The sequence below is a fragment of the Actinoallomurus sp. NBC_01490 genome (genome assembly GCF_036227085.1).
Taxonomy (GTDB): Bacteria; Actinomycetota; Actinomycetes; order Streptosporangiales; family Streptosporangiaceae; genus Actinoallomurus; species Actinoallomurus oryzae.
Genome location: NZ_CP109433.1, coordinates 8,019,331 through 8,045,827, shown reverse-complemented (window position 1 = coordinate 8,045,827; position 26,497 = coordinate 8,019,331). Strand labels below are relative to the sequence as shown.

Sequence of the window (26,497 nt, the reverse complement as noted above, 5' to 3'; positions counted from 1 at the left end):
GGAGGCTATCTCGGCTGCCAAGGCGCCTCCGGCGCGGGCGCGATGCTCCGCGCGCGTACGTGCCCGATGCCCGCCCGCGTCGCCAGGACGATCAGCCGGTCCCCGCGGACGAGCAGGTACCCGTCCTGGGGCTCCCAGTCGAAGTGCTGCCCGCCGCGGCGCCCGACCGCGAGCACCCGTGACTCCCCGCGCTGGTTGGCGTCGCTCAGCGGACGGCCCTCCAGCTCGGAGCCCTGGGCGATCGGCACGTCGGCGATGAGCATCACGCCGCGCCCGACCGGGATCGTGCCGATGATCTGGCGTTCCATCATGGCCGCCGCGAAGGCGGGCGCGGCCAGGAAGGACACGCTGCGCGACACCGGGATGTGGAAGTTGCGGTGGACCCGCGCGGCCAGGTCGTCGTCGAACAACCGCAGCACGACCCGTACGTTGTCCTTCAGGTCGCGCGAGTTCAGGCCCGCCTCCAGGTTGGTGATGTCGTCGCTGGTGACCGTCACGACCGCGCGGCACGTGCTGACCCACGCGCTGCGCAGCGTCTCCTTGCGCGTCGCGTCGCCGAACACGATCGGCAGCCCCTCGCGGCGTGCCAGCGGCACCCCGACGGCGTCCTCGTTCATCTCCACGCAGACGACCGGCACGCCGAGGTCGTTGAGCTGTGCGACGACGCGTACGCCGACGGCGCCCAGCCCGACGACCACGATGTGACCGCTGATCGGCTCGCTCAGCGCGAGCGGCCCGGCGAGCCGGGCGCGTACGACCGCGTCGACGACCGCGGCCGTGATCGCGGGTACCAGGGCCAGGCTCGCGAGCGTGACGATCACCTGGGTCGTCTTGGCCGCCCCGCCGAGTGACGGGTCGGGGTTCGCGGCCCCGGCCAGGTCGAGCAGGACGAGATAGAGCGACTCGCTGAAGCCGGACTCGCCGGACAGGCTCAGCGCCACCGTGCCGATCACGATGACGGCCAGCAGCACCAGCACGACCTGCATCAGCCGGCGGTTGAGGACGAGCCGCAGGTTACGCGCCAGGAAGGCGAACGGCCGGTGGCGCGGCCGGTGCGCGCTGAGCGGGTCGCGCGGGGTCTTGTCGGCGACCGCGAGCACGAGGTTGGCGGTCTCGTGCGGGTCCGGCAGCAGGCGCGGATTGCCCTCGGACCGGCGCGTGTCGGCCAGCCCGCAGATGATGGTCTTCGGCCGGTCGCTGCGGCGGGCGACGTAGAGCGTGCGGCCGGCGACGCGTACGTGGCTGGGCGCCGGGTCGCCGAGCGCGGCGGCCACGAACGACGGCGCCGCCATCGCGCCGTCCGAGAGCACCGCGCAGTCGTTGAACAGCGTGCGGATCCGCGCGCCCAGCGAGGTGTTCGACATCCGGATGACGAGGCGGGCCCCGGGGTTGAGCTCCTGCACGCGCAACGCCGCGTGGATGTTGCCGACCTCGCTGTTGCCGACGAGCGCGACCGCCCGCGCCGCCTCGGCGTTGACGTCGCGGAACGCCTCGTCGTTCAGTTCGAGCGCCTCGTGCACCTTCACGCGGGGGAGCCGGGCGATCTGCGGTCCGTGGTTGCGTTTCTTCGACGGCAGGATGACGGCCACATCCTGCAGGTAACGCTTGGTCAGCTCGTCGGCGAGCCGGAAGGCCAGCGGCGTGTCGCCGCAGACGACGAGGTGACCGCGCATGGCGCTGCGTCGTCGGGGGACTGTCGGCACGCCCGTGATCTTATTCTCCGATCGGGCCAAAACCCTTGTACCGATGGGCGCAGGCGCCACTCTCCGTTGGTCGCGTTGGACTCCGTGCGTGTCTTGGGTACCGTTGGAGATCAGACCGAGAGGCGCTGCAACGGGCAAAGGCCCGCCACGCTCGGCCTGCAGAAGATCCGCAAGGGCGCCTCCCAACGCAACGGGGGGTGGACCAGTGGACAAGAACGAACGCCAGACCACGAGTGCGCTGAGGGAGTTGCTCACCGAGCGCGTCGTGGTGCTCGACGGTGCGTGGGGCACTATGCTCCAGGGCGCCAAGCTGACGCCGGAGGACTACCGCGGAGATCGTTTCACCGATCATCCGCGCGACGTCACCGGCGACCCCGACCTGCTCAACCTCACCCGTCCGGACGTCGTCCTCGACGTCCACCGGCAGTACCTCGACGCCGGCGCGGACATCACGACGACCAACACCTTCACCGCCACGAGCATCGGCCAGGCCGACTACGGCCTCCAGGAGTACGTCCGCGAGATGAACCTCGCGGCCGCCCACCTCGCCCGCCGGGCCGCCGACGAGGCCGGTGGGCGCTTCGTGGCCGGCTCGGTCGGCCCGCTGAACGTCACCCTGTCGCTGTCGCCCCGCGTCGACGACCCGGCGTACCGTGCGGTCTCCTTCGAGGACGTCCGCGCCGCGTACGCCGAGCAGATCGCGGCGCTCGCCGAGGGTGGCGTCGACCTGCTCCTCATCGAGACGATCTTCGACACGCTCAACGCGAAGGCGGCGATCACCGCCGCCCGCGAGGTCGCGCCGGACCTGCCGCTGTGGATCTCGGTGACGATCGTCGACCAGAGCGGGCGCACGCTGTCCGGCCAGACCGTCGAGGCGTTCTGGAGCTCGATCGAGCACGCCGAGCCGCTCGTCGTCGGCGTGAACTGCTCCCTGGGCGCCGCGGAGATGCGCCCGTACGTCGCGGAGCTGTCCCAGCTGGCCGGTACCTACACCGCCTGCCACCCGAACGCCGGCCTGCCCAACGCCTTCGGCGAGTACGACCAGACCCCGGAGGAGACCGCGCGGCTGGTCGGCGAGTTCGCCTCCGCCGGTCAGGTCAACATCGTCGGCGGCTGCTGCGGCACGAGCCCGGCGCACATCGGGCTGATCTCCGACGCGGTGAAGGGCGTGGAGCCCCGCCGGGTTCCGCAGGTCACGCCGGGTACGCGGTTCAGCGGCCTGGAGCCGTTCGCGATCGGTCCGGACACCGGCTTCGTCATGATCGGCGAGCGCACCAACGTCACCGGCTCGGCCCGCTTCCGGCGGCTGATCGAGGCCGACGACTACCAGGCCGCCGTCGACGTGGCGCTGGAGCAGGTGCGCGGCGGCGCGAACCTCCTCGACGTGAACATGGACGCCGACCTGCTCGAGAGCGAGCAGGCCATGACCACGTTCCTCAACCTGATCGCGACCGAACCCGAGGTCGCCCGCATCCCGATCATGATCGACAGCTCGCGCTGGAGCGTGCTGGAGGCCGGGCTGCGCTGTGTGCAGGGCAAGGGCGTGGTCAACTCCATCAGCCTCAAGGAGGGCGAGGAGGCCTTCCTGCAGCAGGCGCGCCGCATCCGCGACTACGGCGCCGGCGTCGTCGTCATGGCCTTCGACGAGCAGGGGCAGGCCGACACCACCGAGCGCAAGGTGGAGATCTGCGGCCGCGCGTACGACCTGCTCACGCAGCAGGCGGGCTTCGCGCCCGAGGACATCATCTTCGACCCGAACGTCCTCGCCGTCGCCACCGGCATCGCCGAGCACAACGGGTACGCCAAGGCGTTCATCGACGCGCTGCCGCTGATCAAGGAGCGCTGCCCCGGCGTCCGCACCAGCGGCGGCATCTCCAACCTGTCGTTCTCCTTCCGCGGCAACGACGTGGTGCGCGAGGCGATGCACTCGGCCTTCCTGTTCCACGCCGTACGCGCCGGGCTGGACATGGGCATCGTCAACGCCGGGCAGCTCGCGGTCTACCAGGACATCCCGGCCGACCTGCTCGAACTCGTCGAGGACGTGATCTTCAACCGGCGTGAGGACGCGACCGACCGGCTGGTCACCTTCGCCGGGACGGTCAGTGGCAAGGGCACGCAGCGCACCGTCGACCTGTCCTGGCGCGAGGGCCCGGTCGAGCAGCGGCTGGAGCACGCGCTCGTGCACGGCATCGTCGACTACATCGTGGAGGACACCGAGGAGGCCCGGCAGAAGGCCGCGCGTCCCCTCGACGTGATCGAGGGCCCGCTCATGGACGGCATGAAGGTCGTCGGCGACCTGTTCGGCTCGGGGAAGATGTTCCTGCCGCAGGTGGTCAAGAGCGCCCGCGTGATGAAGCGGTCGGTCGCCTACCTCGAGCCGTTCATGGAGGAGGAGAAGGAACAGGCCCGCCGGGAGGGCCGTCTCGACACCAGCCGCGGCAACGGCAAGGTCGTCCTGGCCACGGTCAAGGGCGACGTGCACGACATCGGCAAGAACATCGTCGGCGTCGTCCTCGGCTGCAACAACTACGAGGTCGTCGACCTGGGCGTCATGGTCCCGGCCGCCAAGATCCTCGACACGGCGGTCGCCGAGGGCGCCGACGCGGTGGGCCTGTCCGGGCTGATCACCCCGTCGCTGGACGAGATGGTCGGCGTCGCGAACGAGATGCAGCGCCGCGGCCTGAAGCTGCCGCTGATGATCGGCGGCGCGACGACCTCGCGGCAGCACACCGCGGTGCGGATCGCCCCGGCGTACGAGGCCACCACCGTGCACGTGCTGGACGCCTCGCGCGTCGTCGGCGTGCTGTCGGACCTGCTCGACCCGGAGCGCTCCGAGGCACTCGCCGTCGCCAACCGCGAAGAGCAGGAACGCCTGCGCGAGCAGCACGCCGGCCGCAAGCAGCGTCCGCTGCTCACCGTGGAGGAGGCCCGCGCCAACCGCGAGAAGGTCTCCTTCGACGACCTGCCGACCCCCGCCTTCACCGGCCTGCGCACCGTACGCCCGGACCTGGCCGAGCTGCGCGAGATGATCGACTGGCAGTTCTTCTTCCTGGCCTGGGAGCTGAAGGGCAAGTACCCGGCGATCCTGGACCAGCCGGTGGCGCGGGAGCTGTACGACGACGGGAACGCCCTGCTCGATGAGATCATCGCGGCCGGTTCGCTGCGCGCGGAGGGCGTGTACGGGTTCTGGCCCGCACACTCCGACGACGACGACATCGTGATCGAGACCGGCGCCGGCGACACGGTGCGCCTGCCGATGCTGCGCCAGCAGACCGCCAAGCCGGAGGGCCGGCCGAACCGTTCCCTGGCCGACTACGTGGCCCCGTCCGGGGACCACCTCGGCGGCTTCGCGGTGGCCGTGCACGGCGCCGACGACCTCGCCGCCGAGTACGAGGCCGAACAGGACGACTACCGGTCGATCATGGTCAAGGCGCTCGCCGACCGTCTCGCCGAGGCGTTCGCCGAATGGGTCCACCTGAAGGCGCGCCGCGAGTGGTTCGAGCCGGACGCCGAGCCGTCGCTGGAGGACCTGCACGCCGAGCGTTTCCGCGGCATCCGCCCGGCCCTCGGCTACCCGGCGAGCCCGGACCACAGCGAGAAGCGCGACCTGTTCGAGCTCCTGGAGGCCACCAAGGCCGGCCTGGACCTCACGGAGTCGTACGCGATGACCCCGGCGGCGGCCGTCAGCGGCCTGATCTTCGCCCACCCGTCGTCGCGGTACTTCACCGTGGGCCGACTCGGCCGCGACCAGATCGAGGACTACGCCCGCCGTCGCGGCCTGGACATCGCCGAGGTCGAACGCTGGCTGCGCCCCAATCTGGCCTACGACCCCGACGAGTCCTGACCGCTCGCGGCGGCTCTGTGGCCGCCGTGCGTGGACGGACATCCGCACACGGTCCTGGGACCGGTCCCAGGACCGTGCGGTCAAGCCGCGATCAGTGGCCGCTCTTCCAGCCGGCCTTGTCCGTCCAGTCGGCCGACCGGACGGTCGTCGTGCTCGCGACGGCTCCGGGAGACAGCCCCGGGTAGATGGTGTTCGGCCCGAGGACCACCTCTTCGTCGGCGAGCGCTCGTCCCTTTTCTGCGTCGACGACCAGACGGTGCTGGATCCGCAGCGGCCGATCGCCCGGATCGAGCTGGTCCATCGCGACCGCGGTGCCCTGACGTCCGTCCGCATCGCGCACCGTGCCGATGAGCTTCACCCCGGGCAGCTCGGCCAGCATCTGGAAGGCCGCGGCACGGGCCTTCGGCGTGATCGGCGAGTAGAGGAGAAAACTCACGCCCTGGACGAACAGCCAGTAGTTGAGCCCGGCCTGTGTCAGAGGCCCGGGAGGCGAGGGACTCGGCGCACCCGGTTTGGGAAACGTCGTCGGACCGGGGTGTGGCCCGGCCGGGCTCTGCGGCAGCGCGAGCAGCCAGGCCCGGAGCCGGTCCGGGGTTTGCGGGACCCCGCGGAGTTCGTCCAGGTCCGCCTGCGCCGCGAAGCTGCTCATGTCGAGGTCCGAACCCCTCATGTCGACCGTCACGCTCCCGGCCTTGCCGCTGACCCGTTTCCCCTCGACGGTCAGGAAGGTGCGGGGCGAACCGGCCTTCCGCCAGGCGACCTCGTCGGCGGGTGTCGCCGGACGCGCTCCGAGGAAGTGCATGGTGCCCACGGCGCTCGACGAGCCGGCCGGCCGCCAGTTCTCACTCTGGGCCGTGCTGCGGATCAGGTAGCCGCCGGCCTTGACCTTCTGCAGCCAGCGGATACGCGAGTCCACATACCAGTACCTGCCTTTCGTCACCGGCTGCCGGTCGGCGCTCAGCGCGGCGTCGAGCAGGACCGTGCGGGCCGACGGACCCGCCGGCCTGGTCATCTGGGGGCGCGGCGACGTCACGGAGATCGTCACGGCGAGCGCGACCCCCGCCGCGGTGGCGCCGAGAGCGGCCCCGCGCAGAGCCCAGCGCGGTCGCGAGCGCCGGGTCCGCATCACCGCGTCGAGGCGGGCGCGGGCCGCCGCGACCTCCTGCGGCGGAGCCGGCTCAGGCGGTACGTACAGGTCGCGGACCATCCGGAGCTCATCCATCGTTGTCCTCCAGACCGAGAAGTGGATTGGTCCCGCCCAGCGCCTCGCGTAGTTTTCGCCTGGCCCGGTTCAGCCGCGATCCGACCGTGCCGTACGGGATGTCCAGCGCCGTGGCCACCTGCTCGTGGCTCAGCCCGGCGAGCGCGACGAGCAGCACCACGTCCCGGTCCCTGGCGGGCAGTTCGGCGAGCGCGCTCGAGAGCCGGCCTCGCAGGCGGTCACCCATGTCTCACCCGATGCGCCCGCCCGCTTTCACGCGCGACGAACCGCCGCTCCCTTCGCGCCCGGCTTGTCCGCCCCCAGGCGGGCGTGCAGGTGCATGTCGTGGTAGCCGTCGGTGTGCCGGCTGTGCCCGCGCATCGTCCCCTCGTACGCGTAGCCGGCCTTCTCCGCGGTCCGGCACGAGGCGCGGTTGAGGGTGGAGTGCGCGAGTTCCATGCGGTTCAGGCCGAGGGCGAACATCCAGTCGGTCACCGCCGTCAGCGCGCGGGCGGCGACGGCGCGACCGCGCGCCGCCGGTAGCACCCAGTACGCCGCCTCGCCGAGCCCTTCGGCCAGGGAGAGCCGGCGGATCCCGACGCGCCCGAGCACGGTGTCGCCCTCGGCGACCGCCCAGTCGGCGCCGGCCTCGCGCCTCCAGCGGTCCGTCCGCTCGGACACCCATTCCCCGGCCTCGTCCTCGGTCAGGGAGCGGGCGTGCCACCTGCGGATGTCCTCGTTCGCGTACGCCGCGACGAGGACCGGCACGTCCGGCGGCGTCCAGGGACGGATCGTGAGTTCGTCCACGGACAGGCACGGTTGCGGCCGCCCGCCCATCCGCCCGGCCGGCACCGCGGGCTCCACAAGCTCTGGCATGCGCCCATCATGCCGCTCGCGCTCGGCCGCGACGCGGTGGAAGACCGGCGAACCGGCCGACGGCTCGGGGCGGCCGCGGACGCTTCGAGAGCGCTCGAGAATGCGATCACGCGCTTAACTCCGACGGTTATGGGGAGTAACGTGCCGCAACGTGGTAAATGTGCTGCCCATTTCCCTCTGGGCAGCACAAGGGTTTTCACGCGAGGCCGTAACGCTACGGGCCTGCCTCGGAGCCGCGGTCTGGCAAGAGAGGAGCTGCATGACAGCGGCCACAGATACTTCACGAGCACCCGGAGGCGAGGAGAGCAGGCATCTCCGCCGCGACATCGGGCGTATCGGCCTGCTCTTCACCGGGGTCGGCTCGATCATCGGATCGGGCTGGCTGTTCGGGGCGATGAACGCCAGCATCATCGCCGGCCCCGCCGCGATCTTCTCCTGGGCCATCGCCGGCGTGATGATCGTGTTCATCGGCCTGTCGTTCTCCGAACTCGGCACCATGTTCCCGGTCACCGGGGGCGTCATCCGCTTCCCGATGTACGCCTTCGGCGGCTTCGCCAGCTATTCGATGGGATGGATAACCTGGGTCGCCGCGGCGGTCGTACCGGCGATCGAGACGACCGGCGTGCTGCAGTACGCCACCAAGTGGTACCACTTCACCGACAAGCACCTGGTCGACGGCGAGCCGGTGCACACGCTGACGCCGGTCGGCATCGTGGTGGCTCTCCTGCTGCTCGCGGCCTTCTGCGTGATCAACGCGATCGGGGTGCGGTTCTTCGCCCAGATCAACAACGTGCTGGTCTGGTGGAAGCTCGTCGTGATCATGGTGGTCGTGGTGGCGTTCCTGGTCACCGCGTTCCACGCCGCCAACTTCTCCGACCACGGGTTCGCCCCGGCCGGCGGCAAGGCCATGCTGACCGCGATCTCCACGTCGGGCATCACGTTCTCGTATCTGGGTTTCCGTCAGGCCATCGAGCTGGCCGGGGAGAGCGACAACCCCCGGCGGAACGTTCCATTCGCGGTGATCGGCTCGGTCATCCTCTGTATGGCCATCTACGTGCTCCTGCAGATCGCCTTCATCGGCGCGCTGTCCGGAGGTGACCTGGCGCACGGCTGGTCCAAGCTGTCGTTCACGAACGACTTCGGCCCGCTCGCCGCGGTCTCCACGGCGATCGGCCTGGGCTGGCTGGCCACCGTCCTGTACATCGACGCCGTGGTCTCCCCGGGCGACACGGGCCTTGTCTACTCCGCCGTCACGTCCCGGCTGGGCTACACGATGGCGCGCAACGGCGGTGCGCCCGCGGGCATCGGCAAGCTGAGCAGACGCGGCGTGCCGTGGGTGTCATTGATCATCACGTTCGTCGTCTCGGCGATCATGCTGCTGCCGTTCCCGAGTTGGCAGCAGCTCGTCGGCCTGGTCACCTCCGCGACGGTCATGTCCTTCGGCTCCGGACCGCTGGCGCACGCGGCGCTGCGCCGTCAGCTGCCCGACCAGCATCGTCCGTTCCGGCTCTGGGGCGGCGACACGATCCCGCTGCTGGCCTTCTTCTCGGCGAACCTGATCATCTACTGGACCGGTTGGAACACCAACTGGAAGTTCTTCGTCATCGTCCTCCTCGGGTACGTCCTGATGGCGATCTTCGCGGCGACCGGCCAGCTCACGCCCAAGATGGAATGGAAGGCCGGCGCGTCGTGGGTCATCCCGTGGCTGGCCGGCATCGCGCTGATCAGCTATCTGGGCGACTACGACGGTGGCCGTGGCGTCATCAAGGGCCTCGTGATGGGCTTCGTCGTGAACGCCGTCTGGAGCGTGGTGATCTACGTCATCGCGGTCAAGGTACGCCTGCCCGGCCGGCGCGTACGCGAGATCATCGCCGAACTGCCCCACGACGAGGTGGACGCCGAACCCGCACTCGCCGACTGAGCCCCCCGCTCTCGGCACGAGCCCCGTTCTCCGGTGAGAGCGGGGCTCGTGCCGGTTCTCGGCGCGTTACGCGATGAGCGCCTGGAGCAGCTCGCGCAGGGACTCCTGCTGGGCGGGGCTGAGCGGGGCGAGCGGGGAGTGGGCGTTTCAGGCGCGCGAGCACGTCGGCCCGGTAACGCCGGCCGACCGGTGTCAGCACGAGCTGTTTGGCGCGGCGGTCCGTGGGATGGGGCCTGCGCTCGATCATGCCCTGCCCTTCGAGCCGGTCGAGGACGTACGTCACGTTCGAAGGCTCGCAGACCATCCTGGTGGCCGGCTCGCGCGCGGTGATCGGGTCGGACAGCTCGCGCAGAGCGACGACCTGGGTCGCGGTGATCCCCAGCGATTGGAATGTCCGGTGCCGCTTCCCGTCTTCGCGCTCATGCTGGTGGTCTTCAGCCTACGACCGGCGAATTCGTCATCTCCGGCATCCAGCCGGACGTGGCCGCCGGCCTGGGGGTGTCGATTCCCGCGGCCGGGCTGTTGGTGACCGCCTACGCACTCGGCATGATCGTCGGGGGGCCGGTGGTCACTGTGCTGACCGCGCGGCTGGCCCGCAAGCCGCTCATCGCCGCCCTCGTCACCGTGTCCGTCGTCGGGAACCTGGGGTCGGCGCTCGCCCCGAACTACGCCATTCTCCTGCCGGCGCGGTTCCTCGCCGGCTCGGTGGTGGCGACCTTCTTCGCCGTCGCCATCGCCACCGCGGTCGGGATGGCGCCGGCGGGCCGGCAGGCCTCGACCGTTGCGAAGGTGGCCGTGGGGATGAACCTGGGCATCGTCCTCGGCACGCCCATCGGCACCTTCATCGGCCAGCACGGCTCACCGACGTCGGCGGGTTCTCCGCCGGCAGTGTCCCCCTGCTGCTGGTCTACGGCGCCGGCGCGGTCGCCGGGAACCTCCTCGGCGGCCGGCTGGCGGACCGGGCGCTGATGCCGTCCCTGACCGGCCTACTCGGTGCGTTGACCGTGGCCCTGGCGCTGTTCTGGCTGCTCGGCGGTGTCCGGCCGCTCGCGGCGGTCGTCACCTTCGTCCTCGGCGTGCTCGCGTTCGCCATCGTCCCGGGCATGCAGACGCGCGTCCTGACCACGGCCGGGGCGGCTCCCACACTGGCCGTGGCGGTCAACGCCTCCGGCTTCCAGCTGGCCGCCGCGCTCGCCGGCTGGCTGGGCGGAACGATCATCGACGGCCCGGGACTGCGATCGATCTCCCTCGTGGGCGCCGTCCTCACATCGGCAGGTCTCGCCGTCGCGGTCTACATCCTGCGCAGGGACCGGGCGCGCACGGCGCCCGCACCCGGCCTCAGGACTCGGCGGTCAGCCGCGCGGTGATCGTGTCCAGGGTGCGGAGGATGGCGACGGTCTCGTCGAGCGGCATCACCGGCGACTCGGTGAGGCCGGCGTCGAGGCAGCGGGCGACCTCCTCGGCCTGGTAGGTGTAGCCGTGGCCGTTGACGTCCAGGCGGAACGTCTCCGGTTCAGCGCCGTCGCGGTGCAGCGTCATCGCGGACGGGTGCCAGAACGGCCCGGCCACCTCGATCCAGCCCGCCGTGCCGGTGACCGTCGCGGTCTGCGGCGACTTGGCCAGGAACCCGCAGTGCAGCAGCGCCACCGCGCCCGACTCGTAGCCGAACAGGATGCCGGTGTTGGAGTCCACGCCGGTCGGCGCGGGCGTCGTCACCGTCTGTACGGTGGCCGGTTCGCCGAGCAGCATCCACGCGAACGACACCGGGTACACGCCCAGGTCGAGCAGGGCCCCGCCCGCCAGGTCCGGCGCCCACAGCCGATGGGCGGCGTCGAAGGGGAAGTTCTCGGAGAAGTCGGCGTACACCGCCTTCACGTCGCCGATCGCGCCGTCGGCGACCAGCGCGCGCACCCGGGCGATCAGCGGGTTGAACCGCGTCCACATCGCCTCCATCGCGAACAGGTTCCGCTCGCGCGCGAGGGCGACGAGGTCCTGCGCGTCGGCCGCCGTCGTGGTGAACGGCTTCTCCACGAGCACCGCGCGGCCCGCCTCCAGGCACGTACGGGCGGCGGAGTGATGCACGTTGTGCGTGGTCGCGACGTAGACGACGTCGACCTTGTCGTCGGCGGCCAGCTCGGCGTACGACCCGTACGCCCGCGCGATGCCGTACCGGTCCGCGAACGCCTCGGCCGTGTGCGCGGCGCGTGAACCGACCGCCACCACTTCGTGCCCCACGTGGAGCAGGTCCTCGGTGAACGTGCGCGCGATCCCGCCGGTGCCCAGGATCCCCCATCGAATCGTCACGATCGGACATCGTACGGGGAATCGTCCCCACATAGGCGATTCGCGGTGAATGCCGGGACGAGTCGGCGTCGGAGGAAGGTGTTCCCCTCCGACCTCCCCGCGTGATCTAATGTTCTAGTTGTTATAGAGCAACACATCGAAGGGTGAGGGCATGATCCTGCTCGTCGAGGCTGACAGCGACGTACCGCTGTACCAGCAGCTCCGCGACCGCGTCGTCGAGGCGATCGCCGGCGGCGAACTGCGCGCCGGCGACTCGCTGCCTCCGACCCGGCAGCTCGCCGCCGACCTCGGGATCAACATGCACACGGTCAACAAGGCCTACGACCAGCTGCGCCGCGAAGGGCTCCTCCGGCTCGCCCGGCGTACGGGGGCGGTCGTCGTCCGTGACCCGGCCTCCGGGCCGCCCGGCGACGGCGTCGCCACCGAGTGGGAGACGCGGGCGCGCACGCTGCTCGCCGAGGCCGTCGCCCAGGGGCTGCCCGGGGCCGAGATCGAGCGCCGCTGCCGGGCGATCCTCGATGGTTTCCGTACCGGATCGGATGTGGGGAGCCGATCATGACTGTTGCCGTGGTCACCGCCGTACCCGTCCTGCTCGTCGGCGTCATGCACTGGCTGATGCCGTCTCTCGTGCCGCCGACCACCCCGTTCGGCGTCCGCGTGCCGCGCGACCGCGCAGGCGCGCCGGTCGTGGCCGCGCAGCGGCGCCGCTACCGCGCGGTGACCGGCGTCGTGGCGGTCGTCGTCGTGGTGGGCGCCCTGTACGTGGGCCGTCCGTGGGCCGCCCCGGCCGCCGTCGGCGTCGAGCTGCTCGCCGGCGTGGCCTGCTACCTGCACGCCCGTCGCCGGATCACCGAGGTCAAGGTGGCGGAGGACTGGTTCGGCGGGCGGCGGCAGGTCGCGGTCGCCGACACCTCGCTGCGCACCGATCCGGAGCGCTACCCCTGGCTCTGGGCCGCGCCCGCGGCCGTGCTCACGCTCGCCACGGTGATCATCGGCGCCGTCGCGTACCCGGGCATGCCCGCGCGCCTGGCGATCCACTTCGGCCCGGCCGGGCGGCCGGACCACTACGCCGCCAAGTCGTTCGCCTCGGCGTTCGGGCCGGTGCTCGCGCAGGTCGCCTCGACGATCCTGCTCCTGGCGATCGCGGGCGTCGCGCTGCGGAGCCGCGCCCAACTCGACGCGGAGGACCCGCAGGCGGCCACGCGGCACCGTCGCTTCGTCGCGGCGTCCGCGCGGGCGCTGCTCGTACTCGCGGGCTGCACGAGCGTGACGTTCCTCTTCGGCTCGCTGGCGAACTGGCACCTGATCAGCCCGCCAGGCCCCGTCATCGCCGCGCTGAACGTCGTCCCGGCGGTCCTCGGCGCCGCCGCGATCCTCGTCGTCGTGATCCGCGTCGGGCAGGGTGGCAGCCGCCTGCGGCTCGGCGGCCCGGCGGCCGGCCGCGCGGGTACGGTCAACCGCGACGACGACCGTCTCTACCGGCTGGGGATCTTCTACTACAACCCCGACGACCCGGCCGTGTTCGTGCCCAAGCGCTTCGGGTTCGGCTGGACGCTCAACCTGGCCCGGCCCGTCACCTGGCTGATCTGCGGGCTCCTCCTCGTCATGGTGCTGATCGGCGCCCTCGGAGGCCGGTAGTCCCGCCCGGCTCGTGGGGCCGGTCGCCGAGGAAGGCCAGGATCGCGCCGGTGAGTTCCGGGCTGGTGAGCGCGGTGAAGTGGTGCCCCGGCACCCGGGCGAACCGCGCGTTGGGCAGTGCGGCGGCCAGCGCGTCGGCGGAGGCGTGGTCGTGGTCCTGTTCGCCGACGGCCACGAGCGTGGGAGTCGCGATCCGGCGCAGGGCGGCGTGGGGCGTCGCGACGAGCGTGTCGAGGACATGGAGGAGTGCCTGCGGGTCACCGCCGGCAAGGGTGATCCAGCGGGCCGACTCCTCCTCCGCCGATCCGGGCTCGACGGGGTCCCGGTCGGCGAGGGCGGTCAGGACGCGGCGGTACAGGCCGTCGCGGCCGGTGGTACGGCTGATCGCGGCGAGTCCTTGACCCGCCACGATCGCCTGGGCCGGCCGGGCGCCGCGGACCAGCATCCGCAGGACGGTCCGCCCGCCCAGCGAGTAGCCGCCGAGGTCGTAGTCGTCCAGCCCGAGCCGGTCGATCAGCGCGAGCCCGTCGTCGGCCAGGACGTCGGGCGGATAGGACGCCGGGTCGTGCGGCCGCGCGCTGTCACCGTGGCCGCGCAGATCCGGCAGGATGACGCGGTGGCCCTGCTCGGCGATGAGGGCCGCGGAGCCGTGGTCGACCCACTGCGACGCGTTGGCGGCGAACCCGTGGAGCAGCACGAGAGGGCGCCCTTCGCCGATCTCGTGGTAGGCCAGCTCCAGGCCGTCACGGCCGGAGAAGTGATATGTCGGCAGCTTAGGCATTTGCCGGATGCTCTCCTGATCGGGGCGTGTCGGGTCGTTGCGCCGGGCCGGTGCGGGTCGGGGACGAAGGGATCTCGCGGTCGCGCGACCTGTGCCGTCTCGCGGTCGTGCTCGCCCGTACCGTCGCGCCGGCCATCAGCGGACGGCCTTGCCGAACCGGGCGGCGAGGCCGTGCTCCAGCAGGTCGAACGCGGTCTCGGCGCGTGCGACCGCCTCGGGGTGGACGTCGTCGGCGCTGCGTCCGGCACGCATGTCGTCGGCGTTGCGGTCGGCCAGGACCCGCTGGGTGCCGAAGATCTGCGCGGCCGCGACCCGCGCCGAAACGCCGTCATCGTCGGCGTCGGCGTCGGCTTCGGCGAGCGTTTCGGCGAGAGCGGCCTCGGCGCGGAGCATGTGGGCGGTCAGGCGGGCGGCCAGTGACGGCGTCGAGTAGAGCAGGTTGTGGAACACGAGGGCCTGCGGTGTGTCGTTCAGGCCGGTGAGGATCTCGCGCCGGTCCAGCCCGTCGAGGAAGCGGCGGCGCAGCGCGGCGAGCGGTGACGCCCCGGGTGCCCGGCCGCGTACGACCTCGGCCGGCCCGCCCTCCCGGTCGGAGAACCGGTGCAGCACCAGGTCCTCCTTGGTCGGGAAGTAGGCGAAGAGGGTCGGCTTGGACACCTCGGCGGCGGCCGCGATGTCGGCGACGGACACGCCGTCGAACCCCGACTCCTCGAACAGGGCGAACGCGGCGTTCGAGATCGCCTCACGCGTGCGTTGCTTCTTGCGCTCTCTCAGCCCCGGCTCCGCCATGCGCCGAGCGTAGCAGAAGCGCCAACCGAGGAAGGATTTTGTCTCGGTTAATGTTCTAACTCGGTTAGATATCATGCGCTGCCAAGCTCAGGGCACGAAGAGGTGGTCACGATGCACGACCCGGCCGCAGGCGCCGCCGACCCTGAACTCCGCGCCGAGCGCGCCCACCTGCGCGCGTGCCGCGAGGCGCTGCGGCGCATGCGCGAGGACGTTCTCGCCACGGAGACGCCGCTGGGCGACATGACGGGACAAGTACAACAACGAGGTCCTCCGCCGTGCCCCGCGCGAGACGTGCCGAGCGACTGGCCGACCTGCCCGCCGTCCCCCTGTTCTTCGGCCGGCTGGACTACCCTCCCGGCAGCGTTCACGACGACTCCGGCGCCCACGGACGTGACGGCGACGTCCTCAACATCGGGCGGCGCGGCGTCCGCGACGCCGCGGGCGTGCCGATGGTCGTCGACCGGCGCGCTCCGATCGCGTCCGCCTTCTACCGGCCCGGCCCGGAGGAGCCGATGGGCGTACGCAGGCGTCGCCGCCACGGCTTCGACCGCGACGGCGAGATCACGGCGTACGAGGACGAGGCCCTGGACGCCGCGTGGACCACGGACACCCGGGGCGGCACCCTCCTCGCGGACGAGCTCGAACGGCCCCGCTCCGGGCCGATGCACGACATCGTCGCCACCATCCAGCCCGAGCAGGACGAGCTGGTACGCGCCCCGCTGGAGCACACCCTGTGCGTCCAGGGCGCGCCCGGCACCGGAAAGACGGCGGTCGGCCTGCACCGCCTCGCCTACCTGCTCTACACCGAACGCGACGACCTGTGGTCCTTGCTCCGGTCACCGGCCGAGGATCTCGTCGTCCAGCAGAACGGGCGGCGCCGGCGTGTGGCCGGGGACGAGCTCGCGGAGATCCTCGACGACCTCCGGGGAGGCACCGTGTCGTACGGCGCCGGCCGCGAGCTGCTGCCCCACCACATCGCGAGCGCCGTCCTGTGCCGGATGGAGGCCGGCGGCAAGATCTGCGAGGGCCGTACGCACGCCCAGGTGCGGCGGTGCCGGGAGGTCAGGGCGGCGGTCGCCGCGATGTGGCCCAAGGCCGACCCGGTCCGGCTCGTCCTGGGCCTGCTCACCGACCCGCGGCGACTCGCCCGTGCCGCCGACGGCCTGCTCGACGCGGAGGAACAGTCGGCCGTGCTCCTGCCGGGCCGGCCGCGCGGCCCGAAGTCGGCCCGGTGGTCGGTGGCCGACCTCGCCCTCATCGACGAGGCCGCCCACCTGGTCGAACGGCGGCGCGGCCTGGCCCACGTGGTCGTCGACGAGGCGCAGAATCTCAGCCCGATGCAGTGCCGCGCCGTCGCACGCCGGGCCGGCGGCTCCTGTACGGTCCTGGGCGACCTCGCCCAGGCCACCAGCCCGGCGGCGGTCGGCGACTGGCCGGCCCTCCTCGCCCACCTCGGCAGGCCCGGCGGCCGGATCGTGGAGCTGGGCCGGGGCTACCGGGTGCCCGCCCAGATCATCGACTACGCGGCCCGCCTGCTCCCGCGGATCGCCCCGGGTGTTCGCGTTCCCACGTCCGCCCGCCGCTCCACCGGTGCGCTGCGCGTCACCGAGGGCGCCCCCGGCCGGCTCGCGGACTCGACCGTTCCGGCGTGCCGGGAGGCGCTGGCGGGGGAGGGGTCCGTCGGGCTCATCGCCGCCGACGCCGACCTCCCCGCGCTGCACCGCGCGGTCACCGACGCCGGGCTCCGCTCGGCCGTCCTGGTGAGCCGCTCGGGGACGCCGTACCGTCGCGTCGCTGACCGGGCGCTCGGAGGCCGGTAGGTTCGACCGGTGCCCACCCGACGTACGCTGCGCCATCCCGCGCCACCGAAGCTTCCCGCCCAGCTCACCTCCACCCGGCTCGCGGAGATGTTCCTCGCCGATGACGGGGTCTGCCTGTCCGCCGAGTTCGGCGGGAGCGTTCCGCCGGGGAGCCGGGCGGACGGCCTCGACGTCGAAGGCTGCCGGTTCGACGCCGCGGGGCTCGCCGGCGCGGTCCTGCCCCGCGCGAGCCTGTCCGACGTGGAGTTCGCCGGCTGCGACCTGGCGAACCTCGACGTCTCCAACGGCGTCGTCGTCACCGCGCGCCTAGAACGCTGCCGCCTGACCGGGGCGAGCTGGGGCGGCTGCTCGTTCCGCGACGTGGTGTTCGAGGGGTGCCGGGCCGACCTGGCGCGGTTCCGGATGAGCCGGTTCCGTCATGTCGTCTTCCGCGACTGCAACCTCACCGAGGTCGACTTCCAGAGCGCGGAGTTCACCGCCTGCCGGTTCGAGAACTGCCGGATGGAAGGCGTGCGGTTCAGCCAGGCCGTGATGACGGGCGGCGCGGTGTTCTCCGGCTGCGACCTGTGGGGACTCAGCGGCGTCGAAAGCCTGCGCGGCGCGACCGTACGGGCCGCCGACGCACAAGGTCTCGTGCACACTCTGGCGGCGGCCCTGGGCATCACGATCGAGGACTGACGGCGGCCGTCGGCCGGCGCCCTCGGACCGGCCCGGCGGGATGCCGGTCCGGCCGCGCGCCCGCGGCCGTCCGTCGCGCACACCAGCCGATCGCGCACCGTGTCACTCGATGAGCGGGGGTGCGACATCGTCGTCGTCCGCGCCCCAGATCTTGTCTTCCTCGTACACCCAGATCGTGCGCTCGCGCTCCTTCTTCTCCGCATCCTTCCCGCCGACGGGCATGAAGGGAACGGTCGACGGCCCTCGGGCGGCGGCTTCCTGTGCGGCGGTTGCCGCGTTCTGCGCGTTCTGCGCGGCGCTGGGAAGTCCGTCGGACCGGCCGCTGCGTACGACCAACGGGCTCGTTCCGGTGGGAGAACCGCTGACGGCGCCCGCGTGCGGCGGCGAAACGGGCGGCCGGTTCGTGTACGGGTTGGTGCTTGCCAGGCCGGTGCCGCTCGTGGGGGAGGGGACGAGGCTCGGGGGCCGGCCCAGTCCGGACAGGTCGGTCCCCTGGCCGGAGCCGGCTGCGGTGCTGGGATACGCCGGGCCGCCCGGGTCGTAGCCGACCGGCAGACCGGCGGTGGTGGAACCGGGCGTGGCGCCGGTTCCGGCAAAAGAGGTGCCGGTGCCGTCGTCGTCACCGTGGGGAGGCGGGTTCGCCGTCTTGCGTGGCGGGCTCCTCTTCTTGGCGGCCAGCGGCAGGTCGACGAAGAACTGGTTGGGGATGGCGGCGTACGTGCTCTGCGTCTTCTTTATGTGCTCGCTCAAAAGATGTCGGGCACCAAACTCTGTATCATCGGTCGGATCAAACGGGGAATATGATGAGATTTCATAGCCGACAGAGTTTGGATCGACATAATTGACTATTCCGGTCCTGTAGCGCTCGGCAAGCGGCCCGTGCGTGATTTGCTGTCTAAAATCCGCCAAAGATACCTTGCCGTGATGTTCGATCGGTTTGCCGACTGTGTTGCATGCATGACTTACCTCCTGTGCGGCCTGGTAGAGCTGCGCCAGCTGACGCTGTGCGGAGACGGATCCCGAGCCGTCATTCCACTTGTCGTGGATCTTGCCGGCGACCCGGCGGATGAAGGAGGCTATCCTGTCGTAACTGGCGGCGGCCTTCTGATACTCCTGGCCGATATTTTCTACCTTGTCCGGCCGAGCCCGGCTGACAAAGTGGTAGATAGCAATCGAATCCCAGACTTTCGAGTCGTTGGTAGGCTGTTTTTTCGTCTTGAGATCGAAGGTCAGGTAATCGCTCATCCTGCTTCTCCAGAGCGGTGAGTCGTCTCAGATCTTCTTCAGGATGTTGAGTACGCTCTGTTTCGCGCTCTCCTCGGCGTCCGCGTAGGTGGTCGTTGAGTGGAGCAGCCTTTCGAGCACGGCCTTGTAGGTCTCGATGAATCTCGCGTGGGCCTTGGTGATCGAGGAGTTGGCCTGTGTCATGGTGTCATAGAAGTCCTGGCCGCCCTCCCAACCGCCGACCTCGTCGGCGCTGATGCTCGACGTCCGTTTGATCTGTTGGTGCGCCTCGCCCTTGTCGGATGCGAAATACTCGAGGTACTTGGCGAGATCGCGTGCTAGATCCAGCACCTCGTTGTGGGTGATGCTGAGGCTTACCTTGTGTTCGGATTCCATGGGCGGCTGCGCCCCGGGCCAGCGGTCGTACAGGTTATTACTCTGTAGACCGTGCTGTGCTGGAAGATCGTTCGACATCCCCATGCAGAGTCTCCCCGTGATCTCGCCGGGTGATAGTGGACGCCAGTTTAAGTAGCAGGTCGGGTCCTGTGTCGCCAAAGCGTGCACCGGCACTTGCCAAAAAGCGTGCACAGCCGCTCGTGGGCGAGGGGGCGTTCCCGTGCGCCTGGTGGGGCGAAGACAAAGTGGTGCTGTAAGCGGTGGCTGCGATCGGGGTTTAGACCGTAATTTAGGGCTTAGCCGGGCCGGGCGATGGACTTGTACTCCAGGTAGGCGGACAGTCCTGCGGGGCCGAGTTCGCGGCTGACACCGCTGGATTTGCAGCCGTCGAACGGTGAGGAGGATTCGATCATGCAGGTGTTGACGCCGTACGTTTCGGTCCGTGCGCGTCGGGCGATGCCGAGGCCGTGTTCGGGGTCGGCGGTCCAGACGGTGCCGGCGGCACGAGCCCGGCGAGAGCACCTCGATAATGGCGAATCGGCCTGGGCCGGCGTCCAGGCGCCGGACCCCTTGTGGAGTGCTCATGGCCTCTCGCTGTCGTGCTGCGCGGTGGCCTGGTGTCCTGGTGGTCCTGCATCTGCACTGTGAAGACCGCGTCCGGGGTGTGTGCGGTGTGGATCGTGACGCGCGGCAATGCCAAGAACGCGACCGAACCGGACGTATGCCCCTCCCGAGGGAGGGGGTGTCCGTTCAAGGCATTCTTATGACATTGAAGATTTCCCATGTCACAAGAATCGCCCCAACACACACCAGGCCCTGCCGCAAGCGAGTGGAGCCATTCGTTGATCGCGGCGGAGCTCTCCTCCCCGCCACCCGCTCCCGCCGTCGGCGAGACCACCCGACGACGGCGGTGGTCCAGGTGGCCGACCACAGGAGCGGTCGCCGTCGTGGCCGTGCTGCTGCTCGGCGTCGTCTTGCTCGCCTGGCCGGGAGGTTCTGACGAGCCGAAGCTGCCGGCACCTACCCGGCAGGCCCGATCCGATGCCCGCCGGGCCGGTCATCACGAAGGCCCCGAATGATTGCGGCGTGTCGGCTGACACGGTGCACAGGCTCACCCTGGGGACCCCGACGCCGGTGGCCGCCGGCCGGGCTGCGACCTGTCTGTGGTACTCCAGAGATCCACCCTGCCCCGGATGTGCCGTCGTAAGCCGGGCGACCGTGAGCGGGTGATCCGGGTCGAATTCCAGGTGGGCAAGGAGCCCACAGACGCGCTGACCGGCTTCTCCTCGCAGGAGCGGCCTTCGGACCTGGTTTCGGATCCGCGCGATGCTCAGCCGAAGACGGTGGCCGGACTGGGCGACGAGGCTGTCGCGTACTACTCCACTAATATTTCGCTTCATGGCGCGCGCGTCCTCCTCCACGCCGCCGACGCGGGCGATCCGCATGTCGTTCGTGACACCTGACGGTCGGTCTGACGTACCAGCCTCGGTGCAACACCGGCCGATCGCCTACCGTGTCATCCGATGGCAGGGATGCGACATCGTCGCCGTCGGCGCCCCAGATCTCCTCGTCTTCGAACCACCAGACCGTGCGCTCACGCCCACGCGACGTTGTGAGCTCCGACAGCGCCCGCTCGCGGTTCGTCCGCACAACCGCCCCTGGGCTTCGTGAGCCGGAATGGCGATTTCGGTGGACCTGTTCAATCGCGTGGTGCACCACTTCTTCGGGCGACGCCGGAAACCGCGCGATCACATCAACGGCGAGCGTGCAACATTCGGACTGTTGATCTTCGCCCGCGTACGCGTCGTTAATATAAGGACGCTGATATCTGCTTCCGCGCTGGTCTGACGTCACCGCGGACACCGCCGTTGAGGAGTCACCGTGAGGCCCTTGGAGACGTCCGATCCGGCATCGATCGGGTCGTATCGGATCCTCGCCGAACTGGGCCGGGGCGGTATGGGGCGGGTGTTCCTCGGCAGTTCGCCGGACGGCCGGCTGGTCGCCGTGAAGCAGGTACACGCCCGGCTCACCGAAGATGACGGATTCCGCGCCAGGTTCCGGCGGGAGGTCGACGCCTCGCGCAAGGTCTCCGGCGCGTACACGGCGGCGGTGATCGACGCGGACCCGGACGCACAGGTTCCGTGGCTGGCCTCGGAGTTCGTGGTGGGGCCCTCACTGCTCGAGGCGATCGAGGCGGTCGGCCCGCTTCCCGAGGCATCGGCGCTGCGTCTGGCCGCGGGCCTGGCGGCCGCCCTGGCCGACGTTCACCGAGCCGGTCTCCTGCACCGGGATCTCAAGCCCTCCAACGTCCTGCTCACCGGCGACGGCGTCAGAGTGATCGACTTCGGCATCGCGCGGGCGGCCGACGACACCGGCGGCTCCCAGCTCACTCATACCGGGTGGCTGGTCGGCACACCCTCATACATGGCTCCGGAGCAGGCCGAGAGCCGGCGGCTCACGCCGGCCGGAGACATCTTCTCTCTCGGCTGTGTGCTGGTCATGGCATGCACCGGCACCAGCCCGTTCGCCGCGCCGACGGCGGCGCAGACGCTCTACAAGATCGTCCACTCCCAGGCCGACCTGGCGTCGATCTCCGACCGGCTACGGGCGATCATCGAGCCCTGCCTTGCCAAGGACCCGGCCGACCGGCCGACGGCCGCCCGGCTGCGGGAGCCGGTCGGCCGTATCGCCCCGTCCCTTCAGCCGTGGCCCGAGCCGATTCAGCAGATGATCTCGGCTCAGCGCGCCGAGGTCGCCCGCTTCGTCAAGGATCCGAACGCCCGGTCCACACTCGTCTTCCTCTCGCCCGACGGGGGCCGCTCGGCTGTCGCCGTCACGGAGGACAAGGCGCCTGATCGGTCCGCCGGGCGGCCGTCCAGTGCCCCGATCGCGATCGCGATCGGGGTCGGAGCGGTCGTGCTCGTGGGCGTGCTGCTGGCGTTCATCCTGATCGTCTACAACAGCGGCGACGGAAATCGCGCGGCCAACGCATCGGGCACGTCCGTGGCCCCGAGCACGGCGTCGTCGAGCACGGCGTCGTCGAGCCTGTCGTCTCCGCGTCCATCCTCCAGCCGCCTCGGGGGCTTGGACCTTACGGCCTGGTGCCGGCACGTAGGCCAGGGTGATCTCGTGCTCACCGCCGATAACGTCTACAGCTGGCACTGCCACACGTCGAACGGCGAAGACACCGATATCGACACGAACGCCGTGTGCCGGTACCAGTACCACGACCCGAACGTGTCGGCGTCATTCACCGATGCCGACAATCCCTACACCTGGTACTGCCACAGCTGACCGACCATCGGCGGTCGAAGGGCGAAGAACGCACGGCAGCGTGGTGTTCTCCGGCTGCGACCGCCTTCGCCTCATCGAGATAGCGGTAGGCGGTGGAGCGGGAGATGCCGTGGTCACGTCCGCGCACGTCCGTATCGACCTCAGAAAGCGAGTGAAGCTCGGATGCACAAGTACATGCGCAAATCGATGATCAAGCGCACCACGGCCGCGGCTCTTGCCGCCACCGCCGGCATGGCGGGCATCGTGGCTTTGGCCGCCCCGGCGAGCGCTGCGCCCTGTTCTTGGCACGAGTTCAGCGGCGGCACGGGAGCGGGGGGAAGCTGCCGGGAGACCAGTACCCACAGTGCCTACTGGATCACGATCGAGTGCTCGGACGGCCGAGGCTTCACCTATTACGCGAAGGGCAACGAGGTAAGCGGGACGGACGCGGTCCGAGGTGTGGAATCGCAGGCCTACTGCGGGCACCTCGAGTGGTTCACGGGTGCCGCAGGCATGACGGAGGTTGGGGATTTGTAGTCCTCCGGCCCGTTAATCGGCGTCCTTCGCGCAGTCCCCTCCGGAGGCGTCAGTGCTGCTACTGCCACCGGCTGCTGCGCACCGAGCGGCGACGCCGCGGCACCCGCAAGGGCAGCCGGGCGCTGACCTGCTACTGGCAAGCGGTTTCGGCGCTGGGCAAAATCGTGCGGGCGGTGCCGACCGGCATCCCGATCAGCGCGGTGAAGTGACGGAAGGGGTCGGGCGGCCAGGCGGCGCCGGGGACGGGGTCAGCGAGAAGGTGGACCAGGGAGCGTTGGCGTGCAGTTTGATCGGCACGTTCATCGTCGCCGTGCCGGCGTGTTCGAAGACGAACCGGACCTGGACCCGGTGCGGTGGCCGGAGTGGCGAGCTGAGGCCCTCGAGCGTCGCCTGCGGGAACTGGGAGCCGTAGACCGCTTTTCTCGGGGGTACCACGATCGGCCCGCCGACGATCCGGACGGACGTCGCGACCCCGGAGGCACTCACCGAGACCAGTCGATCGGCGCTCCGCGCCTCGTTGACCAGGCTGAAGTACAGCGGTGCCGAGCCGGCGGCACTGGCACCACCCGTCGTGCGGGGCGTCGGGCTCGCGGAGGGCACGAGGATGAAGACGTTGCGCAGCAACATCTTTCCGACGTGTCCGTTCGCCGCGCGGTTGGGGAACCATTTTCCGGCACCTCCCTGCCCGCAGGACGAGACCGCCGCCACCACGATGCCCGCCAGCGCCGTCCGTAGCAGGTCCGCGCCGAAGCGAGGCAGGGATCCGCTGTGCTCGGACCAAGGCATCTGATCTCCCTGTCGGCCGGATACGCTCGCTCCACCTTGCAGCTACCCTCTGTGATCGAAACCATGTGCCGCCGGGCGTCGGCGGGCAGGCCCGGTCCGGCGCCGAGTTCACAGCCGGAGAGGCCCGGGAAGGGCGACGAGAGCGCCGCCCCACCGATCACCGGCGGGTCGGGGAAAGCTCATGAGGCAGCCGCAGAACGGGCACGACGATCAGACCGGCGCGACGCTCCGTACGGTTTGACGGCCGTCGTGGCCAACCTTCTCGTCGCGCTGGCCAAGGGCGTGGCCGCGCTCATCACCGGATCCGCCGCCCTGTGGGCGGAGACGCTGCACTCGATCGCCGACACCGGCAACGAGGTCCTGCTCTTCATCGGCGTGCACAGGTCGAAGAGGAAAGAGGATCCCCGGCATCCGTTCGGCTACGGTCAAGAGCGCTATTTCTGGGCGCTCCTGGCCGCGCTGGGGATATTCGTGCTCGGTGGGGTGCTGTCGATCGGCGAGGGAGTCCGTAGCCTCATGCGGCCGGAGCCGCTCGTCTCGCCGTGGATCGGCGTCGTCGTCCTCGTCGCGGCGGCGTGCTTCGAGGGATATTCGTGGCGCGTGGCGCGCAGACAGGTGCTCACCCGTGCGCGCGAACTGGACCGGACGATCCTCGAGCATCTGGCCAGGGGGTCCGACCCCGCCACGTCCACGGTCTATCTGGAGGACTCCGCCGCGCTCGTCGGCATCGCGCTCGCGCTCGCCGCGCTGGTCCTGCAACTGCTCACCGGCTGGCGAGCGTCGGACGGCCTGGCGAGCGTCTGCATCGGGCTGCTGTTGATCACGGTGGCACTCCGGCTCGCGCGCCGGTCGAAGTCCTTGCTCATCGACGAAGCGGCGCCCGAGGACGTGGTGCGGCCGATCCGGGAGGCCATCGCCCGGCACGGCTGGATCGCCCATGTGCCGGCCCTGGACGTCATCTTCGTGGGGCCGGGACAACTCTTGGTCATCGTGCGCGTCGCACCGGTGCCCGCGGCGAGCGCCGCACCGGCACACGAGCTGGTCGGCCAGGTCGACCGGCTCCGCGACGAGTTGCTGCACATGCCGGCCGTCACCGAGGTCGCCGTCACCGTCGAGGACGCCCGCGGATGAACCTGGCCGCCGGAGGAGTGCTCAGGAGAGCCGGGCGATGGACTTGTACTCCAGGTAGGCGGAAAGACCCTCGGGGCCGAGTTCGCGGCCGACGCCGCTGGACTTGTAGCCGCCGAACGGCGACGAGGACTCGATCATGTACGTGTTGACGCCGTACGTCCCGGTCCGTACGCGGCGGGCGATGTCGAGGCCGTGCTCGGCGTCAACGGTCCAGACGGTGCCGGCCAGGCCGTAGTCGCTGTCGTTGGCGATGCGTACGGCGTCGTCCTCGTCCTCGTACGGGATGACCGCGAGCACCGGGCCGAAGATCTCCTCGCGGGCGATCCGCATGTCGTTCGAGACGCCCGCGAACACGGTCGGCGTCACGTACCAGCCGCGGTCGAAGGGGCGCCCCGCCCCGCCGAGCGCGACCTTCGCTCCCTCGTCCTGACCGATGCGGATGTAGTTCTCCACGCGTTCGCGCTGGCGGGCGGCCACGAGCGGGCCGATCTCGGTCGCCGGGTCGGCCGGGTCGCCCACCCGCATGCCGCGTACGGTCTCGGTCAGCGCGCCCACGACCTCGTCGTACCGGCCGCGCGAGGCCAGGATGCGGGTCTGCGCGATGCAGGCCTGCCCGTTGTTCATCAGCGACGCGAGCTTGAGCCAGCCCATCGTCGCGTCCAGGTCGGCGTCGTCGCAGATGATCGCCGCCGACTTGCCGCCGAGCTCGAGGGTGCAGCGCTTGAGCTGTTCGCCGCAGATGGCGCCGATCCGGCGGCCCGCCGCCGTCGAGCCGGTGAACGCCACCTTGTCCACGCCCGGGTGCCGTACGAGGTACTCGCCGGTCTCGCGGCCGGCCGCGACGATGCTGACCACGCCCTTGGGCACGCCCGCCTCGGTGAGCATCTCCGCGAGCGGGTACGCGTCGAGGGGCGTCTCCGGCGCCGGCTTGATCACGATGGTGCAGCCGGCGACCAGGGCCGGGGCGAGCTTGAGCGCGATGATGAACTGCGGGACGTTCCACGGCACGATCGCGGCCACGACGCCGACCGGCTCGCGGCGTACGGTGACCGGCCCGAGCATGCCCGCGCGCTCCTCCTCCCAGGGCACGTCCAGCTCGCCGAAGTAGCCGTACACGGCGAGCGCCTGCCCGGTCTGGCCGAGCTGGGAGAACGAGATCGGCGAGCCCATCTCCTCGGTGATCAGCTCGGCCATGTCCTGGAGCCGCTCACCGAACAGCGCGGCCAGCCGCCCGACGACGGCGCGGCGCTCGGCCGGCTCCATGCGCGGCCACGGTCCGTTGTCGAACGCCTCCCGCGCGGCGGCCACCGCCCGGTCGACGTCGGCGGGTGTCGCCTCGGGGACGCGCCCGATGACCTCCTCGGTGTGCGGCGAGACGACGTCGATGGTGCCGGTGCCGGCGGGAGCGACCCACTCGCCGCCGATGTAGAGCCGATCGTGCTGCCGCATACGTACCTCCGGAGGCGGGAGGAATGTAACCGAGTGCTTGCTTGGCATCTTCGCCGCCGTCCCGTGTCTTGTCCACCGTCCGCCGGAACCGGGTCGTGCGACCGGGCGTGCCTCGCCGAAACAGCCGGGTCCGGTCCGCTCGGCTC

General features: G+C 70.6%; 26 protein-coding genes, 1 pseudogene and 1 riboswitch. Of the genes and pseudogenes, 13 read left to right on the top strand and 14 right to left on the bottom strand.

Translation table 11 applies throughout. The features are described 5' to 3' along the window. Positions 1 to 5: 5 nt before the first annotated feature. Entirely contained in the window at positions 6 to 1,703 is a 1,698-nt protein-coding gene (locus OG417_RS37045; protein WP_329239123.1) for an NAD-binding protein, read from the bottom strand. Between the two features lie 111 nt (positions 1,704 to 1,814). Further along, a riboswitch (S-adenosyl-L-homocysteine riboswitch) is annotated at positions 1,815 to 1,891 on the top strand. A gap of 17 nt (positions 1,892 to 1,908) precedes the next feature. On the opposite strand from OG417_RS37045, the gene metH reads away from it, so the two are divergent. Then, complete coding sequence (gene metH, locus OG417_RS37040) at positions 1,909 to 5,547, top strand: methionine synthase (protein WP_329239120.1); 3,639 nt, start codon at positions 1,909 to 1,911, stop codon at positions 5,545 to 5,547. A gap of 91 nt (positions 5,548 to 5,638) precedes the next feature. Here the strand turns inward: metH and OG417_RS37035 are convergent, their stop codons facing one another. The 3 genes from OG417_RS37035 to OG417_RS37025 are packed head-to-tail and all read right to left on the bottom strand — an operon-like array spanning position 5,639 to position 7,624. Continuing rightward, complete coding sequence (locus OG417_RS37035; protein WP_329239117.1) at positions 5,639 to 6,769, bottom strand: CU044_5270 family protein; 1,131 nt, start codon at positions 6,767 to 6,769, stop codon at positions 5,639 to 5,641. Next, positions 6,762 to 6,995 (bottom strand): RNA polymerase sigma factor, encoded by a 234-nt coding sequence (locus tag OG417_RS37030; protein WP_329239114.1) that lies wholly within the window; start codon positions 6,993 to 6,995, stop codon positions 6,762 to 6,764. The genes OG417_RS37035 and OG417_RS37030 overlap by 8 nt, the downstream gene beginning before the upstream one ends. Before the next feature lie 26 nt (positions 6,996 to 7,021). Next, complete coding sequence (locus tag OG417_RS37025; protein ID WP_329239111.1) at positions 7,022 to 7,624, bottom strand: GNAT family N-acetyltransferase; 603 nt, start codon at positions 7,622 to 7,624, stop codon at positions 7,022 to 7,024. Positions 7,625 to 7,883: 259 nt separating this feature from the next. On the opposite strand from OG417_RS37025, the gene OG417_RS37020 reads away from it, so the two are divergent. Further along, a complete protein-coding gene (locus OG417_RS37020) occupies positions 7,884 to 9,545 on the top strand; it encodes an APC family permease (protein WP_329239109.1) in 1,662 nt (553 codons plus the stop codon). Here the strand turns inward: OG417_RS37020 and OG417_RS54565 are convergent. Continuing rightward, positions 9,490 to 9,921, bottom strand: a complete 432-nt coding sequence (locus tag OG417_RS54565) for a MarR family transcriptional regulator (protein ID WP_442875777.1) — start codon at positions 9,919 to 9,921, stop codon at positions 9,490 to 9,492. The genes OG417_RS37020 and OG417_RS54565 overlap by 56 nt on opposite strands. A 14-nt stretch (positions 9,922 to 9,935) precedes the next feature. On the opposite strand from OG417_RS54565, the gene OG417_RS37015 reads away from it, so the two are divergent. Further along, entirely contained in the window at positions 9,936 to 10,514 is a 579-nt protein-coding gene (locus OG417_RS37015) for an MFS transporter (protein WP_442875597.1), read from the top strand. A gap of 29 nt (positions 10,515 to 10,543) precedes the next feature. Continuing rightward, entirely contained in the window at positions 10,544 to 10,912 is a 369-nt protein-coding gene (locus tag OG417_RS37010; RefSeq protein WP_329239103.1) for a hypothetical protein, read from the top strand. Here OG417_RS37010 and OG417_RS37005 read toward each other — a convergent pair. Then, positions 10,884 to 11,849 (bottom strand): Gfo/Idh/MocA family protein, encoded by a 966-nt coding sequence (locus tag OG417_RS37005; protein ID WP_329239101.1) that lies wholly within the window; start codon positions 11,847 to 11,849, stop codon positions 10,884 to 10,886. The genes OG417_RS37010 and OG417_RS37005 overlap by 29 nt on opposite strands. A gap of 151 nt (positions 11,850 to 12,000) precedes the next feature. Between OG417_RS37005 and OG417_RS37000 the strand changes: the two genes are divergently transcribed. Next, positions 12,001 to 12,408, top strand: coding sequence for a GntR family transcriptional regulator (locus tag OG417_RS37000; protein ID WP_329239097.1), 408 nt, complete (start codon positions 12,001 to 12,003; stop codon positions 12,406 to 12,408). After that, positions 12,405 to 13,487, top strand: a complete 1,083-nt coding sequence (locus OG417_RS36995) for a DUF1648 domain-containing protein (protein WP_329239094.1) — start codon at positions 12,405 to 12,407, stop codon at positions 13,485 to 13,487. The genes OG417_RS37000 and OG417_RS36995 overlap by 4 nt, the downstream gene beginning before the upstream one ends. On the opposite strand, the gene OG417_RS36990 is transcribed toward OG417_RS36995, so the two are convergent. The 3 genes from OG417_RS36990 to OG417_RS36980 all read right to left on the bottom strand — a co-directional run bounded on the left by OG417_RS36990 (position 13,453) and on the right by OG417_RS36980 (position 15,318). Continuing rightward, the gene (locus tag OG417_RS36990) at positions 13,453 to 14,268 is read right to left on the bottom strand and encodes an alpha/beta fold hydrolase (RefSeq protein ID WP_329239091.1); all 816 of its coding nucleotides are present in this window, start codon (positions 14,266 to 14,268) and stop codon (positions 13,453 to 13,455) included. The two genes, OG417_RS36995 and OG417_RS36990, sit on opposite strands and share 35 nt — an antisense overlap. A 135-nt stretch (positions 14,269 to 14,403) precedes the next feature. Beyond that, positions 14,404 to 15,057 (bottom strand): TetR/AcrR family transcriptional regulator, encoded by a 654-nt coding sequence (locus tag OG417_RS36985; RefSeq protein ID WP_329239088.1) that lies wholly within the window; start codon positions 15,055 to 15,057, stop codon positions 14,404 to 14,406. Between the two features lie 87 nt (positions 15,058 to 15,144). Next, positions 15,145 to 15,318, bottom strand: coding sequence for a hypothetical protein (locus tag OG417_RS36980; RefSeq protein ID WP_329239085.1), 174 nt, complete (start codon positions 15,316 to 15,318; stop codon positions 15,145 to 15,147). 188 nt (positions 15,319 to 15,506) lie between these two features. On the opposite strand from OG417_RS36980, the gene OG417_RS36975 reads away from it, so the two are divergent. Together OG417_RS36975 and OG417_RS36970 are read left to right on the top strand one after the other, a co-directional pair. After that, the gene (locus OG417_RS36975) at positions 15,507 to 16,877 is read left to right on the top strand and encodes a HelD family protein (protein ID WP_442875776.1); all 1,371 of its coding nucleotides are present in this window, start codon (positions 15,507 to 15,509) and stop codon (positions 16,875 to 16,877) included. 9 nt (positions 16,878 to 16,886) lie between these two features. Beyond that, complete coding sequence (locus tag OG417_RS36970; RefSeq protein WP_329239078.1) at positions 16,887 to 17,555, top strand: pentapeptide repeat-containing protein; 669 nt, start codon at positions 16,887 to 16,889, stop codon at positions 17,553 to 17,555. Positions 17,556 to 17,657: 102 nt separating this feature from the next. On the opposite strand, the gene OG417_RS36965 is transcribed toward OG417_RS36970, so the two are convergent. The 3 genes and pseudogenes from OG417_RS36965 to OG417_RS36955 all read right to left on the bottom strand — a co-directional run. After that, positions 17,658 to 18,800 carry a hypothetical protein gene (locus OG417_RS36965; RefSeq protein ID WP_329239075.1) on the bottom strand — a complete coding sequence of 381 codons (1,143 nt, stop codon included), beginning with the start codon at positions 18,798 to 18,800 and terminating at the stop codon, positions 17,658 to 17,660. Between the two features lie 27 nt (positions 18,801 to 18,827). Then, positions 18,828 to 19,259, bottom strand: coding sequence for a hypothetical protein (locus tag OG417_RS36960; protein ID WP_329239072.1), 432 nt, complete (start codon positions 19,257 to 19,259; stop codon positions 18,828 to 18,830). A 212-nt stretch (positions 19,260 to 19,471) separates the two neighbouring features. Continuing rightward, positions 19,472 to 19,663, bottom strand: a pseudogene (locus tag OG417_RS36955) (aldehyde dehydrogenase family protein); the annotation flags it as partial. A gap of 705 nt (positions 19,664 to 20,368) precedes the next feature. Between OG417_RS36955 and OG417_RS36950 the strand changes: the two are divergent. The 4 genes from OG417_RS36950 to OG417_RS36935 all read left to right on the top strand — a co-directional run bounded on the left by OG417_RS36950 (position 20,369) and on the right by OG417_RS36935 (position 22,985). Further along, positions 20,369 to 20,638, top strand: coding sequence for a hypothetical protein (locus OG417_RS36950; RefSeq protein ID WP_329239069.1), 270 nt, complete (start codon positions 20,369 to 20,371; stop codon positions 20,636 to 20,638). Positions 20,639 to 20,852: 214 nt separating this feature from the next. Beyond that, a complete protein-coding gene (locus OG417_RS36945) occupies positions 20,853 to 21,023 on the top strand; it encodes a hypothetical protein (RefSeq protein WP_329239065.1) in 171 nt (56 codons plus the stop codon). A gap of 33 nt (positions 21,024 to 21,056) precedes the next feature. Continuing rightward, positions 21,057 to 22,469 carry a serine/threonine-protein kinase gene (locus OG417_RS36940; protein ID WP_329239061.1) on the top strand — a complete coding sequence of 471 codons (1,413 nt, stop codon included), beginning with the start codon at positions 21,057 to 21,059 and terminating at the stop codon, positions 22,467 to 22,469. Positions 22,470 to 22,631: 162 nt separating this feature from the next. After that, entirely contained in the window at positions 22,632 to 22,985 is a 354-nt protein-coding gene (locus tag OG417_RS36935; protein ID WP_329239058.1) for a hypothetical protein, read from the top strand. Between the two features lie 192 nt (positions 22,986 to 23,177). Here OG417_RS36935 and OG417_RS36930 read toward each other — a convergent pair whose 3' ends face one another. Continuing rightward, positions 23,178 to 23,771: a hypothetical protein gene (locus OG417_RS36930; RefSeq protein WP_329239055.1), complete on the bottom strand. Its 594-nt coding sequence runs from the start codon at positions 23,769 to 23,771 to the stop codon at positions 23,178 to 23,180. 249 nt (positions 23,772 to 24,020) lie between these two features. Between OG417_RS36930 and OG417_RS36925 the strand changes: the two genes are divergently transcribed. After that, the gene (locus tag OG417_RS36925; protein WP_329239052.1) at positions 24,021 to 24,902 is read left to right on the top strand and encodes a cation diffusion facilitator family transporter; all 882 of its coding nucleotides are present in this window, start codon (positions 24,021 to 24,023) and stop codon (positions 24,900 to 24,902) included. A gap of 21 nt (positions 24,903 to 24,923) precedes the next feature. Here the strand turns inward: OG417_RS36925 and OG417_RS36920 are convergent, their stop codons facing one another. Then, positions 24,924 to 26,351, bottom strand: a complete 1,428-nt coding sequence (locus OG417_RS36920) for an aldehyde dehydrogenase (RefSeq protein WP_329239049.1) — start codon at positions 26,349 to 26,351, stop codon at positions 24,924 to 24,926. Positions 26,352 to 26,497 lie beyond the last annotated feature (146 nt).

Bases quoted from the DNA above. Each gene is read 5' to 3' on its own strand.
- OG417_RS37035 (WP_329239117.1), bottom strand. From the start codon at position 6,769: ATGGATGAGCTCCGGATGGTCCGCGACCTGTACGTACCGCCTGAGCCG.
- OG417_RS37030 (WP_329239114.1), bottom strand. From the start codon at position 6,995: ATGGGTGACCGCCTGCGAGGCCGGCTCTCGAGCGCGCTCGCCGAACTG.
- OG417_RS37025 (WP_329239111.1), bottom strand. From the start codon at position 7,624: ATGCCAGAGCTTGTGGAGCCCGCGGTGCCGGCCGGGCGGATGGGCGGG.
- OG417_RS37020 (WP_329239109.1), top strand. From the start codon at position 7,884: ATGACAGCGGCCACAGATACTTCACGAGCACCCGGAGGCGAGGAGAGC.
- OG417_RS37015 (WP_442875597.1), top strand. From the start codon at position 9,936: ATGTCCGGTGCCGCTTCCCGTCTTCGCGCTCATGCTGGTGGTCTTCAG.
- OG417_RS37000 (WP_329239097.1), top strand. From the start codon at position 12,001: ATGATCCTGCTCGTCGAGGCTGACAGCGACGTACCGCTGTACCAGCAG.
- OG417_RS36995 (WP_329239094.1), top strand. From the start codon at position 12,405: ATGACTGTTGCCGTGGTCACCGCCGTACCCGTCCTGCTCGTCGGCGTC.
- OG417_RS36990 (WP_329239091.1), bottom strand. From the start codon at position 14,268: ATGCCTAAGCTGCCGACATATCACTTCTCCGGCCGTGACGGCCTGGAG.
- OG417_RS36985 (WP_329239088.1), bottom strand. From the start codon at position 15,057: ATGGCGGAGCCGGGGCTGAGAGAGCGCAAGAAGCAACGCACGCGTGAG.
- OG417_RS36975 (WP_442875776.1), top strand. From the start codon at position 15,507: ATGGTCGTCGACCGGCGCGCTCCGATCGCGTCCGCCTTCTACCGGCCC.
- OG417_RS36965 (WP_329239075.1), bottom strand. From the start codon at position 18,800: ATGAGCGATTACCTGACCTTCGATCTCAAGACGAAAAAACAGCCTACC.
- OG417_RS36960 (WP_329239072.1), bottom strand. From the start codon at position 19,259: ATGGGGATGTCGAACGATCTTCCAGCACAGCACGGTCTACAGAGTAAT.
- OG417_RS36950 (WP_329239069.1), top strand. From the start codon at position 20,369: ATGTGCCGTCGTAAGCCGGGCGACCGTGAGCGGGTGATCCGGGTCGAA.
- OG417_RS36945 (WP_329239065.1), top strand. From the start codon at position 20,853: ATGGCGATTTCGGTGGACCTGTTCAATCGCGTGGTGCACCACTTCTTC.
- OG417_RS36935 (WP_329239058.1), top strand. From the start codon at position 22,632: ATGCACAAGTACATGCGCAAATCGATGATCAAGCGCACCACGGCCGCG.
- OG417_RS36930 (WP_329239055.1), bottom strand. From the start codon at position 23,771: ATGCCTTGGTCCGAGCACAGCGGATCCCTGCCTCGCTTCGGCGCGGAC.
- OG417_RS36920 (WP_329239049.1), bottom strand. From the start codon at position 26,351: ATGCGGCAGCACGATCGGCTCTACATCGGCGGCGAGTGGGTCGCTCCC.